Source organism: Pseudonocardia broussonetiae, assembly GCF_013155125.1.
In the GTDB taxonomy this organism is placed as follows: Bacteria; Actinomycetota; Actinomycetes; order Mycobacteriales; family Pseudonocardiaceae; genus Pseudonocardia; species Pseudonocardia broussonetiae.
The window spans coordinates 4,875,625-4,889,443 of the sequence record NZ_CP053564.1; the positions used below are offsets into that span (position 1 = coordinate 4,875,625).

The following is a 13,819-nucleotide window of genomic DNA, read 5'->3' on the forward strand; positions in this document are numbered from 1 at the left end:
GGACCACCGGGCCGCCGCGCCTACAGGATCAGGCTCGCGACGAACGCCAGCGCGAACCCGACCACGCCGATGAGGGTCTCCATCACCGTCCAGGTCTGCAGGGTCGTGCGCACGTCCATGTTGAGGAAGCGTCCGACCAGCCAGAACCCGGAGTCGTTGACGTGCGACAGCACCGTCGACCCGCCCGCGATCGCGATGACGACCAGCGCCACGTCGATCCGGGAGAGCCCCTCGGCGGCGACGACGGGCGCGATGAGGCCCGCGGTCGTCGTCAGGGCCACGGTCGCCGAACCCTGCGCGACGCGCAGCGCGGTGGCGATCACGAACGCCGCGACGATGACCGGGAGGCCGATGGCGCCCAGGCTCTCGGCGAGCGCGTCGCCGATGCCGCTGGTGCGCAGGATCCCGCCGAACGCGCCACCCGCACCGGTGATGAGGATGATCGCGCAGACCGGGCCGAGCGAGGAGTTGACGATCTCCTCGGCCTCGGCCCGGGTGAAGCGCTCCCGGCTCAGCACGAACAGCGCCACCAGCACCGTGATCAGCAGGGCCACCGGGGTCTGCCCGAGGAGCCGCAGCGCACCGACCGTCGTGGTGTCGCCGTCGATGACGCCCGCGGTCGCGAGCGTGTTCAACCCGGTGTTGAGCAGGATGAGGACCAGCGGGAGCAGCAGGAGCAGCAGGACGGTGCTGAACCGCGGCGGCGCCGTGCGGGTGTCGGACCGGACGTCGGTCCGGGTGCCGCCCGACCCGCCGTCGGCGTCGGCCGTGAGGACGTCGGGCACCGGCACGTCGAACCGGCGGCCGCTCCACAGACCGAACAAGTACGACGCGACGTACCAGGTGGGCAGGCCGATGACCAGCCCGACCACGAGCACCAGGCCGATGTCGGCGGCCAGGATCCCGGCGGCGCCGACCGGACCGGGGTGCGGCGGCACGAACGCGTGCATGACGGCGAACGCGCCGGCCGAGGGCAGCGCGTAGGTGAGGACGGAGCCCCCGAACCGGCGCGCGACGCTGAAGATGATCGGCAGGAACACGACGAAGCCGGCGTCGAAGAAGATCGGGAAGCCGAAGAGCAGCGACGCGACGCCCAGGGCGAGGGGTGCCCGCTGCTCGCCGAACCGGGCGACGAGGGTGTCGGCGAGCGTCTGCGCACCGCCGGTGACCTCCAGCAGCTTGCCGATCATCGCACCCAGGCCGACGAGCAGCGCGACGCTGGCCAGCGTCGTGCCGAAACCGTCGAGCAGTGCCGGGACGACCTCGTCGACCGGGATGCCGGCGACAAGCGCCGTCAGCAGGCTGACCAGGATCAGGGCGATGAAGGCGTGCAGCCGCAGCGCCATGATCAGGACGAGCAGCAGCGCCACCGCCGCCACCGCGATCAGCAGCAGGACGCCGGTGCTGTGCACCGGGACGAAGTCCTCCATCAGCGCTCCTCCTCCGCACTCGCCGCCACCGGGGCGTCCAGCGCGGCGAGCGCGCGCTCGGCCACCTCCGAGGGCTCGCCGGTGGTCTCGACGCCGACGCCCGGCTCGTCGGGCTCCAACGGCTCCAGCGTGGCGAGCTGGCTGCTCAGCAGGGAGGGCGGCATGTAGTGCCCGCGCCGCGCGGTGATCCGCTGCTCGATCAGGTCCGGCGGGGCGAGCAGGTGCACGAAGAACACCGAGGGGTGCCCGTCGCGCAGCAGGTCGCGGTAGCGGCGCTTGAGCGCGGAGCAGGTGATGACGGCACCGGTGCCCGCCTGCTCGTGCTCGCCGATCCAGTCGGCGATCCGGCGCAGCCACGGCCACCGGTCGTCGTCGTCGAGGGGGTGCCCCGCCGCCATCTTCTGCCGGTTCGCCTCCGTGTGCAGGTCGTCGCCCTCGGCGAACACCCACCCCGTGCTCCGCACCAGCTCCTGCGCCACCGACGTCTTCCCGACGCCCGAGACGCCCATCACCACCAGCGTTCGTCGGTCCATGGGAGCAGAGTGGCGCACGACACCGACAGTCGCTGATCGAGACCCGTCGGAAGCGGCACTTGCCGAACCGTTCGAACGTGTGTTCGACTAGGTCCATGCGGTGGAGCGGGCAGCAGGTCCAGGACGACGGGGTCGGCGCGGAGGCGGCGCTGCCCGGGTTGCGCGGGTTGCTGCGCTCGGTCCGCACGCCGGAGTTCGCCGGCACGGTGTTCCACGAGGTGGAGGCGCGCTCGGCGCTCAACCGCGTGCCCGGCACGTCGCCGGTGCCGTTCCGGTGGACGGTCAACCCGTACCGCGGGTGCTCGCACGCCTGCGTCTACTGCCTGGCCGGGCCCACCCGCGTGCTGATGGCCGACGGGTCCACCCGCCCGATCGCGGAGCTGCGCGTCGGCGACGCCGTCGTGGGCACCGAGCGGGTCGACGGGCGTCGCCGCTACGTGCGCACCACCGTCCACGCGCACTGGTCCACGGCCAAGCCCGCCGTCCGGCTGCGCCTGTCGGGCGGCACCGAGATCGTCGCGAGCGGCGAGCACCGCTTCCTCACCGACTCGGGCTGGCGCCACGTCACCGGCGGCTGGTGCCGCTCGGGCCGCCGCCCGCGCCTGCGTCCCGGCAGCGCGCTGCTGGGGCCGGGGGCGTTCGCGGCGCGAGCGGCCTCGCCGACGCCCGGGTACCGGCGCGGCTACCTGTCCGGGCTGGTCCGCGCCGACGGCCCCACGCCCGCGGAGCCCGACCGCTGCTTCCCCTCGGCCCACCTGGAGCTCGAGGCGCTCGGGCGCGCCCACCACTACCTCGCCGAGGCGGCGCGGGAGGCGCCGGTGCTGGCCGCTGTCGGGGGAGTGGTCGACGGCCGCATCGCGCCGCCCGTGCCGCGGGCCGGGATCGCGCCGGTCGCGGAGGTCGTGCGCTGGCCCGAGCACCCGGGCGACGACTGGTGCGCCGGGTTCCTGGCCGGCGTCGTCGACGCGCGGGGTGCGGTCGCGCACGGCGAGCTGCGGGTCCGCCACGCCGACGAGGAGGTCGTCGGGCGCGTCGCCGGGGCGCTGCACCGGCTCGGGTTCGGCTTCGCGATGGAGGGCGCCGAGCGCGGCGAGCGGGTCGTCCGGCTCACCGGGGGGCCGGCGGCGTTCGTGCGGTTCCTGCAGGTCGCCGGGCCCGCGGTGGGCCGCCGCCGCGACCTCACGGGGGCGCCGGTCGAGGTGGCGGCCGAGGTCGTCGCCGTCGAGCCGACCGGGCGCGTCGAGGCGATGTACGACATCACCACCGGCACCGGCGACTTCGTGGCCGAGGGCGTCGTCAGCCACAACTGCTTCGCCCGCGGCACCCACTCCTACCTCGACCTCGACACCGGGGCCGACTTCGACAGCCAGATCGTCGTCAAGGTCAACGTCGCCCGCGTGCTCGACCGCGAGCTGCGCCGCCCGCGCTGGGAGCGCGAGCCGGTCGCGATGGGCACCAACACCGACCCCTACCAGCGCGCCGAGGGCCGCTACCGGCTCATGCCCGGCGTCATCGACGCCCTCGCCCGCTCGGGCACCCCGTTCTCCCTGCTGACGAAGGGCACCGTCCTCACGCGCGACCTGCCCCGCCTCGCCGCGGCCGCCCGCGACGTCCCGGTCGGGCTGGGCGTGTCGATCGCCCTGCTCGATCGCCCGCTGCAGGCCCGCCTCGAACCCGGCACGCCCTCGCCCGAGGCCCGGCTCGACCTGGTCCGCCGCATCACCGACGCCGGCCTGAGCTGCGGCGTCATGGTGGCGCCGGTCCTGCCGCTCCTCACCGACTCGGAGGAGGCGCTCGACGCCCTCCTCGCCCGCATCCGCGCGGCCGGCGCCACCGGCGCGAGCGTCATGGCCCTGCACCTGCGCCCCGGCACGCGGGAGTGGTTCCTGGCCTGGCTCGCCCGCGAGCACCCCCGCCTGGTCGACCGCTACGCCCGCCTCTACCGCCGCGGCTCCTACGTCGACGCGGAGTACCGCCGCGCCCTCTCCGCCCGCGTCGGCCCCCTGCTCCGCCGCCACGGCCTGGCGTCGGAGGTGGGGGTGGTGCGCGGGGCGGCCGACCTGGCCCGCGCCGCCTTCCAGGTGCCCGAGCAGCTGACCCTCCTCTGAGTCGCGGGGCAGGCGGCGGCGGGGCGGGGCGGCGGGAAGTCGCGCGTGGGCGGTTCCCGCGCGCGATCCCGGTTCCCGCGCGCTGAACACGTTCCCGCGCGGTCCCGGGGGCGCGCGGGAGCAGGAAACGCGCGCGGGAGCGGCCGGCGGGGGTCCACGGATGACGTCGGGGGCGCGAGGGCGTGGTGGCCGCCCCTTCTGCGCATCTCCGGGCAGCTCATGATCGGCTGGACGCAGGCGCGACGCGAAGGGGGGCGGTGCGCGCACACCGCGTTCCGCGGAACACGCAGGTGGGCGCCGCCGTCTTCGCCGCCCTGCGCCGCCACGACGGCGGTTCCCGCGCGCGAATCAGGTTCCCGCGCGCTGAACACGTTCCCGCGCGGTCCCGGAGGCGCGCGGGAGCAGGAAACGCGCGCGGGAAGCGGCCGGCGGGGCCCGGCGGATGACGTCGGGGCGCGAGGACCTGGTGGCCGCCCCGTTCGGCGCATCTCCGGCGCTCACAGTCGGCTGAACGCAGGCGCGAGACCGAAGGGGGGCGGTGCGCGGCACACCGCGTTCCGCGGAACGCGCAGGTGGGCGGTTCCCGCGCGCGAATCAGGTTCCCGCGCGCTGAACACGTTCCCGCGCGGTCTCGGGGGCGCGCGGGAGCAGGAAACGCGCGCGGGAAGTGGCCGGCGGGGCCCGGCGGATGACGTCGGGCGCGAGGACGAGGTGGCCGCCCCTTCTGGGCAGGGCAGCCCGCGCAGCGCTGGACGCACGGACAGTGCCGAGAGGTGCGCGGTGCGCGCCACCCGCGTTCCGCGGAACGCGCAGGGCCGAGCGGCGAGACGGGGTGACGGAACGCGCAGGTGAGCGGTTCCCGCGCGCCGATCAGGTTCCCGCGCACCGATCAGGCTTCCGCGCGGCCCCGGGAGCGCGCGGGAGCAGGAAACGCGCGCGGGAAGCCGGAACGTGCGCCGCACCGCGTTCCGCGGAACGCGACGGAACGCGGTCGAATCGAGCCGGGGCCGGCCCCACCCGGCCCCGCCACCGCATGCGCGTTCCGCGGAACGCGGCCGGAGCGAGCCGGGGTCGGCCCCACCCCGCCGCCGCGTTCCGCGGAACGCGCTCCCGGGGGGACCACCGCGCGCCGCACACCACCGTCACCCCGTACACCGTCACCCCGCCGACCGCCACGGGCGACGGACGGCGGGCGCCGGCGTGCGCAGCCCGACACCCCGCGTTCCGCGGAACGCGGGCCGCCGCTCCCGCAGACCCGGCGGCGCGCAGCCGCGGAGGTAGGGAAACCTGCTGGCCGGGCGCCGGGGCCTGCCGGATAGCCTCGTCGCGTGATGCGATCCCACCCCGCCGGCACGTTGCGTGCCGAGCACGCCGGACAGTCCGTGACCCTCGCCGGGTGGGTGGCGCGCCGCCGCGACCACGGCGGAGTGATCTTCGTCGACCTCCGCGACGCCTCCGGGTCGGCGCAGGTCGTGTTCCGCGAGGGCGAGATGGCCGAGCGGGCGCACCGGCTGCGCTCGGAGTTCTGCGTGCAGCTCACCGGTGAGGTCGTCGCCCGTCCCGAGGGCAACGAGAACCCCGACCTGCCGACCGGCGCGGTCGAGGTGACGGTCACGTCGTTCACCGTGCTCTCGGAGTCGGCGCCGCTGCCGTTCCCCGTCGACGAGCACTCCGAGGTGGGCGAGGAGGTGCGGCTCAAGTACCGCTACCTCGACCTGCGCCGCGGCGGGCCGGCGTCGGCCATGCGCCTGCGCAGCGCCGTCAACAAGGCCGCCCGGAAGGTGCTCGACGCGCGCGACTTCGTGGAGGTCGAGACCCCGACCCTGACGCGGTCGACGCCCGAGGGCGCCCGCGACTTCCTCGTGCCCGCGCGCCTGCGCCCCGGCAGCTGGTACGCGCTGCCGCAGAGCCCGCAGCTGTTCAAGCAGCTGCTGATGGTCGGCGGGCTGGAGCGGTACTACCAGATCGCGCGCTGCTACCGGGACGAGGACTTCCGCGCCGACCGGCAGCCGGAGTTCACCCAGCTCGACATCGAGATGAGCTTCGTCGAGCAGGACGACGTCATCGAGCTCGCCGAGGCGATCCTCGTCGCGCTGTGGGAGCTGATCGGCCACGAGATCCCGCGCCCGATCCGGCGGATGACCTACGCCGAGGCGATGAGCCGCTACGGCTCCGACAAGCCCGACCTGCGCTTCGACATCGAGCTCACCGACATGACGGAGTACTTCTCGGACACGCAGTTCCGCGTGTTCCAGAACCCCTACGTCGGCGCCGTCGTCATGCCCGGTGGCGCCTCGCAGGCCCGTCGCGCGCTCGACGCCTGGCAGGAGTGGGCCAAGCAGCGCGGCGCCCGCGGCCTCGCGTACGTGCTGATCGGCGAGGACGGCACCGTCGACGAGCGCGGTCCCGTCGTCAAGAACCTGTCGGAGACCGAGCGCGAGGGCCTCGCCGCCGCCGTCGGCGCGCAGCCGGGCGACTGCATCTTCTTCGCCGCCGGCACCCCGAAGGACGCCCGCGCGCTGCTGGGCGCGGCCCGCGGAGAGATCGCGCGGCGCACCGGGCAGCTCGACGAGTCGGCGTGGTCGTTCGTGTGGATCGTCGACGCCCCGATGTTCGAGTCCGCCGCGGAGACCGACGACGTCGCCGTCGGCAGCGGGCAGTGGACCGCGCTGCACCACGCGTTCACCTCGCCGAACACGGAGTGGATCGACAAGTTCGAGACCGACCCGGGCAACGCGCTGGCCTACGCCTACGACATCGTCTGCAACGGCAACGAGATCGGCGGCGGATCCATCCGTATCCACCGCGCCGACGTGCAGAAGCGCGTGTTCGAGCTGATGGGGCTGGGGGAGGAGGAGGCGCAGGAGAAGTTCGGCTTCCTGCTCGACGCCTTCGCCTTCGGCCCGCCCCCGCACGGCGGCATCGCGTTCGGCTGGGACCGGATCACCGCGCTGCTGGCCGGCGTCGACTCCATCCGCGAGGTCATCGCCTTCCCCAAGACCGGCGGCGGCTACGACCCGCTGACGGCCGCGCCCGCCCCGATCACCCCGGAGCAGCGCAGGGAGGCCGGCGTCGACGCCGCGCCGCCGAAGAAGCCCGCGCCCACCGAGGCGCGCTGACGGGGTGCAGCACCTGCGCGTCGTCTCCCCGGAGGCGGTCACCGCCGAGGTCCGCGACCTCCTGCTCGCCGAGCCCGGCGCCACGCACGTCACCGTGCTGGCGGGGGTGGCGCTGCAGCCGGTGGGGGACGTCGTCGAGGCGGACGTCACCCGCGAGGCCGTCGACCGCGTCCTCGACGGGCTGTGCGGGCTCGGCATCGACGGCACCGGCGGCGTGACGCTGGAGACGATCGACACGACGCTGTCCGACGCCGCCGACCGGGCGGAGGAGGCGGTGCCCGGCGACCCGCAGGACGCGGTGATCTGGGACGAGGTCGTGGCGCGCACCGGGGAGGACTCCCGGCTCTCGATCAGCTTCCAGACCTTCCTCACGGTCGCGTGCCTGCTCGCCGCGATCGGCGCGATCACCAACTCCCCGGTCACGGTCGTCGGCGCGATGGTGCTCGGTCCGGAGTTCGGGCCGCTGGCCGCGGTCGCGGTCGGCATCGCGCTGCGCCGCGGTGACCTCGTCCGCCGCGGCGCCGTCGCGCTGGCCGTCGGGTTCCCGCTCGCCATGGTCGTGACGGCCGCGGCCACCCTGCTGTTCGACGCCGTCGGCCTGCTCGACGCGACGTCGCTCGACTCGCTCGACCAGGTCGACTTCATCTACCAGGTCGGCTGGTTCTCCTTCATCGTCGCGCTGCTCGCCGGGGCGGCCGGGATGCTGGCGCTCACGTCGGCCAAGTCGGCGTCGCTGGTCGGGGTGTTCATCTCGGTCACCACCGTGCCCGCGGCGGCGTTCGCCTCTGTCGCGCTCGTGGAGGGGCGCTTCGCCGAGGCGGCGGGGTCGGTGCTGCAGCTGGTCGTCAACGTGGTCGGGATCGTGCTGGCCGCGGTGGCGGTGCTGGTCGCCTCCCGGCGCACGGCCGGCGCGCGTCGGGGCGGCCTGCGGCGGCTGTCCACCGGGTAGGGTCGGCCCGGTGAACGGCGACCTGGGTGCTTTCCCCAGGCCGGTGCTCGCCGCGCTGGCCGCGGCCGAGCGGCTCCTCACCCGGCGGGCGGGCGCGAGCGTCGTCCTGGCCGATCCGGAGGACCTGGGGGGCAGCGACCGCTCGGTCGTCGCGCGGGCGCGGGTGGCGCGCAACCCGTTCGCGCTGCCGCGCACGCTCGTCGTCAAGCACTACCTGGCCGACCCCGACCCGGGCCTGCCCGACCCGTTCCACCACGAGGTCGCGAGCTGCCAGCTGTTCACCGCGCTGCCCACCGAGGCCCGGCCGAGCCCCGTGCTGATCGCCCACGACCCCGTCGCGCGGCTGCTCGTGCTGGAGGACCTCGGGCGCAGCTCCACCCTCGCCGACGCCCTGTTCGGCCCCGACCCGGCGCACGCGAAGCGGTGCCTGCTGAGCTGGGCGCGGGCGCTGGGCCGCATGCAGGCGGCCACCGCGGGCCGGGAGAACGACTTCGGCGCCCTGCTGCGCCGCCAGGGGGAGCGGGCCTGGCGCGACCCGGTCGCCGACGACGCCCGCGCCGCGCTGGCCGGGGTGTCCGAGCTGCTCGAGGAGCAGCTGGGGATCCGCGTGCCCGAGGCGGCCCGGCACGAGGCGCAGGACACCGCGCGCCTGCTCGGCGGCACCCGCTACCGCGCGTTCAGCCCGTCCGACACCTGCCCGGACAACAACCTCGTCACCAGCCGCGGGGTCCGGTTCGTCGACTTCGAGTGGGGCTGCTTCCGCGACGTCGTCCTCGACGCCGCCTACTTCCGCGTGCCGTTCCCGGCCTGCGAGGCGAGCTTCGCGCTGCCCCACGGGATGGCCGCGACGATGCTCGACGCCTGGCGCAGCGAGATCGCCGGTGTGTGGCCCGACCTCGACGACGTCGAGCTGCTGGAGCGCCGCCTGCTCGACGCGCAGCTGCTGTGGGTGTGGCTGTGCACGTGGTGGCTGCTGCCGCGCATCACCGAGCGCGACGGCCCGCTGGGCGCCGACCCGACCCGCACGCCCCGGATCAGCACCGTGCTCGCGCACTACTGGCGGGAGATGGCCGGGTCGGCCGAGGCACTGGGCCTGCGGGCCAGCGCCGACCTGGGGATCGCGGTCGCCGACGTGCTGCGCGACCGCCACGTCGATGCCCCGCCGTCGCTGCCGGTGTACCCGGCGTTCCGCTCCGTGGCCTGAGAACCCCAGGAAAGTGGACGCGGCGGGCGCCCGGAGGCACCCGCCGCGTCGTCGGCCGTCGGTCGTCAGGCAGTCAGGTCGTCAGTTCGCCGAGTGGCGCGCCTGCTCGACCTGCTCCACGCGGTCCTCGGTGGCCATGCGGGTCAGCTCCGCACCCGCGTCGGCGTCACGGGTGAGGTTCTCCCCGGTCTCCGGGTCGAAGACGTGCACCTTGCGGCTGTCGAGCCAGAACTGGGCGTCGCGGCCCTCCCGGATGCGGCTGGTCGCGTCGATCGACACGATGGCCTGCGTCCGCAGCTGGTCGGAGTCGAGCTCGCGCGAGAGCTCCTTGAGCTTGAGGTTGACCTCCTCGGGCGCGTCGTAGGGGATGTAGGCGTACTGCGAGTCGCCGAGCCACTCGGTGACGTCGACGCGCGCGGTGAACACCGACCCCAGCGGGCGCTTCGCCTCGTCGACCAGCGAGGCGTCCTCGAAGTACTCCGGGCGGATGCCGACGAGCAGCAGGTCCTTGCCCTCGACGGCCTTCGCGCGCCGCTCGTCGAGCTCGATCCGCCCGAACGGGGTGTCCAGGCCGCCGCCCGAGACCGTCGCGGGCAGGAAGTTCATCGGCGGCGAGCCGATGAACCCGGCCACGAACAGGTTGACGGGCTGCTCGTAGAGCTCGCGCGGCGACGCGACCTGCTGGATGAGGCCCTTGCGCAGCACGCAGACCCGGTCGCCCAGCGTCATCGCCTCGGTCTGGTCGTGCGTGACGTAGACCGTGGTGATGCCCAGGCGCCGCTGCAGCCGCGCGATCTCCGTGCGCATCTGCCCGCGGAGCTTGGCGTCGAGGTTGGACAGCGGCTCGTCGAACAGGAACGCGTCGGCGGACCGGACGATCGCCCGGCCCATGGCGACGCGCTGGCGCTGCCCGCCCGAGAGGTTCGCCGGCTTGCGCTCCAGGTGCTCGTGGAGCTCCAGGACGTCGGCGGCCTCGGTGACGCGCCTGCGCACCTCGTCGTCGGGGGTGTTCTGCAGGCGCAGCGGGAACGCGATGTTCTCGTACACCGACAGGTGCGGGTAGAGCGCGTAGTTCTGGAACACCATCGACAGGTTGCGGTCGCGCGGCGCCTTGTCGTTGACGCGCGTGCCGCCGATGACCATGTCGCCGCTGGTGATGTCCTCCAGGCCGACGATCATCCGCAGCAGCGTGGACTTCCCGCAGCCGGACGGGCCGACGAGGATCATGAACTCGCCGTCGGCGATGTCCAGGCTGACGTCGTTGACGGCCGGGAAGCCGTCGCCGTACTTCTTGACGATGTTGCGCATCTCGATCGAAGCCATGACTTCTCCTAACCCTTGACCGCGCCGTTGGTGAGACCGGCGACGATGCGCCGTTGGAAGAACAGGACGAGGACGATGACCGGGATCGTGACGACCACGGCCGCCGCGGCGATGCCGCCCGTCGGGTCCTCGAACTGGGACGCGCCGGAGAACAGGCCGAGCGCGGCGGGCACGGGACGCGCCGCACTGGTCGAGGTCAGCGAGATCCCGTAGACGAAGTCGTTCCAGGCCAGGAAGAACGCGATGATCGCCGTGGTGAAGACGCCCGGCGCGGCCAGCGGCACGATCACCTTGCGGAACGCCTGCCAGGTGGTCGCCCCGTCGACCTGCGCGGCCTGCTCCATCTCCCAGGGGATCTCCCGGAAGAACGCCGACATCGTCCAGATCGAGATCGGCAGCGTCAGCGAGAGGTAGGGGATGATCAGGCCGGGCCAGGTGTCGTACAGCCCGATCTGGCGCCACAGGTTGAACAGCGGCGTGACGATCGAGATCACCGGGAAGATCGCCACGGCCAGCGCGGTGGACAGGATGATCCGCTTGCCGGGGAAGTCGAGCCGGGCGATCGCGTACGCCGCGAACATCGCGAGCAGGCACGACAGCGCCGTGGCGATCAGGCAGATGCCGAAGGAGTTGAGCAGGGCGGGCAGGAACAGCTCGCTCGCGTCCCCGGTGAGGATCAGCGCGTAGTTCTCCCAGGTGAAGACCGTCGGCAGGAACTGCCCGTTCGAGATGTCGGACGCCGACTTGAACGACAGCGACACGATCCAGGCGATCGGGAACAGGGCGTAGAGGATGATCCCGATACCGGCGACGATCCACCAGGTGCGTTCACGTGTGGACATCTACTTCTCCCCCCGGGCCTGCGACAGATCGACCTTGAACCCCTTGATGAACCCGAACGCGATGAGCACGACCGACAGGAACAGCAGCACCGACACCGCCGAGCCGAGCCCGATCTCGAGGCGGGCGATGGTCTGGCGGTAGGCCAGGAACGACACCGTCTCGGTGCCGTTGGCGCCCGCCGTCATGATGAAGACGCTGTCGAACACGCGGAACGCGTCGAGCGTGCGGAACAGCAGGGCCACCATGATCGCGGCCTTCATGTTCGGGATGGTGACCTTGCGCATCCGCTGCCACCACGTGGCGCCGTCGACCTGCGCGGCCTCCTGCAGCACGTCGGGCACCTGGGCCAGACCCGCGAGCAGCAGCAGCGAGATGAACGGCGTGGTCTTCCAGATCTCCGCGAGGCAGATGACCAGCAGCGAGGTGCCGGTCTGGCCGAACCAGTCGGTGTCGGCCGAGATGCCCGGGAGCCAGGCGAACCAGCTGTTGACGAACCCGGACGTCAGGTCGAACGCGAACTGCCAGGCGAACGCCGAGACGACCGTGATGATCGCGTAGGGCAGCAGGATCGCCGCCCGCAGGATCGGGCGCAGGCCCTTGAGCGCCTTGAGCATCACCAGCGCGAGCGCGAAGCCGAGCACCAGCTCGACGGCGACGGTGACGATCGTGATGAACGCGGTGACGCCGAACGCCTGCCACCACAGGGCGTCGGTGAGGACGACCCAGTAGTTGTGCAGGCCGACGAACGAGCGGTTGCCCGGGTCGGTGAGGCGGTAGGAGAACAGCGAGTCGTAGACCGCCTGGAAGATCGGGTAGGCGGTGACGAGCAGCATCACGGCGAACGCCGGGCCGGCGAGCATCCAGCCCAGGCGCCGCTCGGCGCGGATCCGGTCGGACAGCCCGGTCGGGCGGGCGGCCGGTTGCTCGACCGACGACCCCACGCCCGGAGGAACGGTGGTGGTCACAGGAGTTCCTCCCCGGACAGGACGGCTTGGATCAGGGCGGCGGCGTCGGGACCGGTCGCGGGGGACACCGCGGTCGGCGGGTGGTACTCGCGCTGCAGGCTGCCCGAGACCTCGCTGTAGTACGCGGTCTGCGGTCGGGGCTTGGCCTGCTGGAGCGACTGGGCGATGACCGGGGCCATCGGGAACTCGGCGATGACCTCCGGGTCCTCGAACACGGCGAGGCTGGCCGCCGGGTTGCCGTCGGAGATGAAGTAGGCCTTCTGGTTCTCGTCGGAGGTGATGCACTGGACGGCCTGGTAGGCGAGGTCCGGGTGGAGGCTGGACGCGCCGACACCCAGGTTGATCCCGCCGTAGGGCGGAGCGCTCGGCGTGCCCGCGTCGACCTCGGGGTAGACGGCCCAGCCGTAGTCGTCGACGACGGACTGCTCGAGCGTGCCCTCCTCGACGCCGCTCTTCGCGCGCCCCCAGACGAACGGCCAGTTGACCATGAACCCGGCGTCGCCGCTCTCGAAGGACGCCACGCTCTCGTCCTCGCCCGCGGTGGTGAACGCCGGACCGACGACACCGCTGTTGGCGACCCCGCTCATGACCTCGGCCGCACGCTGGCTCTGCGGGGTGTCGAGCCCGAGCTGGATGTCCTCGGGCTTGTCGGCGGTCTGCGTGATGACCGCACCACCCGCGGACTGGATCAGCGCGTTGAACCACACGACCAGCGACTCGGCGCGGCGGCCCTGCGCGGCGACCTGGGTCTGCTGGCCCTGCGCGGCGGTGACGAGCTGGTCCCACGTGACGGGCTGCGTCATGTCGAGGCCGGCGGCCTGCGCGATCGACTTCTTGTACCAGAGCAGCTGCGTGTTGGCCCAGAACGGGATGGTGACGAGCTGGTCGTTCCAGGTGGCCCCGTCGATGGCGCTCTGGGCGACGCCCTGGGTGGCCTCGGTGGCGATGTCCGGCGGCACCGGAGCGAGGAACCCCGCCTGTGCGAACTCCGGGATGTAGGGCGGGTCGAGGCTCATGATGTCGATCGAGGAGTCGCCGGCGGCGAGGCGTCGGACGAGCTGCTGGCGCTGCTCGGACGATTCGCGCGGCAGCGTCGACACGGCGATGTCGTAGGCGCCGCCCGCCTCGGCGGTGCAGGCGGCGGCGATCGAGGCCTGGCCGCCGGAGTCGGGGTTGATGTACCAGGTCAGGGTGGGTGGGCCGGTGTCGTCCGTGCCGCACCCGGCCAGGCCGCACAGGACGAGCGCGGCCGCCGCCACGGTGCCCAGGCGCCGCCGTCGTCGTTGACGCATGCTGCTCCTCCGATTCGAACCGTCGATCATGGGGTGGTGCTCGGCGCTGGGCC

10 protein-coding genes are annotated in these 13,819 nt (G+C 73.3%); 4 read left to right on the top strand and 6 right to left on the bottom strand.

All coding sequences use genetic code 11. The features are described 5' to 3' along the window. Positions 1-20: 20 nt before the first annotated feature. Entirely contained in the window at positions 21-1,430 is a 1,410-nt protein-coding gene (locus HOP40_RS23710) for a GntP family permease (RefSeq protein WP_172162089.1), read from the bottom strand. Continuing rightward, the gene (locus tag HOP40_RS23715) at positions 1,430-1,963 is read right to left on the bottom strand and encodes a gluconokinase (RefSeq protein ID WP_172162091.1); all 534 of its coding nucleotides are present in this window, start codon (positions 1,961-1,963) and stop codon (positions 1,430-1,432) included. Before HOP40_RS23715 ends, HOP40_RS23710 begins: the two co-directional genes overlap by 1 nt. A 95-nt stretch (positions 1,964-2,058) precedes the next feature. On the opposite strand from HOP40_RS23715, the gene HOP40_RS23720 reads away from it, so the two are divergent. The 4 genes from HOP40_RS23720 (at position 2,059) to HOP40_RS23735 (ending at position 9,343) form a co-directional block, all read left to right on the top strand. After that, the gene (locus HOP40_RS23720; RefSeq protein ID WP_172162093.1) at positions 2,059-4,071 is read left to right on the top strand and encodes an intein-containing Rv2578c family radical SAM protein; all 2,013 of its coding nucleotides are present in this window, start codon (positions 2,059-2,061) and stop codon (positions 4,069-4,071) included. A gap of 1,328 nt (positions 4,072-5,399) precedes the next feature. Then, entirely contained in the window at positions 5,400-7,190 is a 1,791-nt protein-coding gene (gene aspS, locus HOP40_RS23725; protein ID WP_172162095.1) for an aspartate--tRNA ligase, read from the top strand. Between the two features lie 4 nt (positions 7,191-7,194). Next, positions 7,195-8,139 (top strand): DUF389 domain-containing protein, encoded by a 945-nt coding sequence (locus HOP40_RS23730; RefSeq protein WP_172162097.1) that lies wholly within the window; start codon positions 7,195-7,197, stop codon positions 8,137-8,139. 10 nt (positions 8,140-8,149) lie between these two features. After that, a complete protein-coding gene (locus HOP40_RS23735) occupies positions 8,150-9,343 on the top strand; it encodes a protein kinase family protein (protein ID WP_240157240.1) in 1,194 nt (397 codons plus the stop codon). A gap of 81 nt (positions 9,344-9,424) precedes the next feature. On the opposite strand, the gene HOP40_RS23740 is transcribed toward HOP40_RS23735, so the two are convergent. From HOP40_RS23740 to HOP40_RS23755, 4 genes are read right to left on the bottom strand one after another with little or no spacing between them, the layout of a single operon-like run. Further along, a complete protein-coding gene (locus HOP40_RS23740; RefSeq protein WP_172162099.1) occupies positions 9,425-10,666 on the bottom strand; it encodes an ABC transporter ATP-binding protein in 1,242 nt (413 codons plus the stop codon). An 8-nt stretch (positions 10,667-10,674) separates the two neighbouring features. Continuing rightward, complete coding sequence (locus tag HOP40_RS23745; protein WP_172162101.1) at positions 10,675-11,508, bottom strand: carbohydrate ABC transporter permease; 834 nt, start codon at positions 11,506-11,508, stop codon at positions 10,675-10,677. Continuing rightward, the gene (locus HOP40_RS23750; RefSeq protein ID WP_275691306.1) at positions 11,509-12,474 is read right to left on the bottom strand and encodes a carbohydrate ABC transporter permease; all 966 of its coding nucleotides are present in this window, start codon (positions 12,472-12,474) and stop codon (positions 11,509-11,511) included. After that, positions 12,471-13,766, bottom strand: coding sequence for an extracellular solute-binding protein (locus tag HOP40_RS23755; RefSeq protein ID WP_172162111.1), 1,296 nt, complete (start codon positions 13,764-13,766; stop codon positions 12,471-12,473). Before HOP40_RS23755 ends, HOP40_RS23750 begins: the two co-directional genes overlap by 4 nt. Between the last annotated feature and the right edge of the window lie 53 nt (positions 13,767-13,819).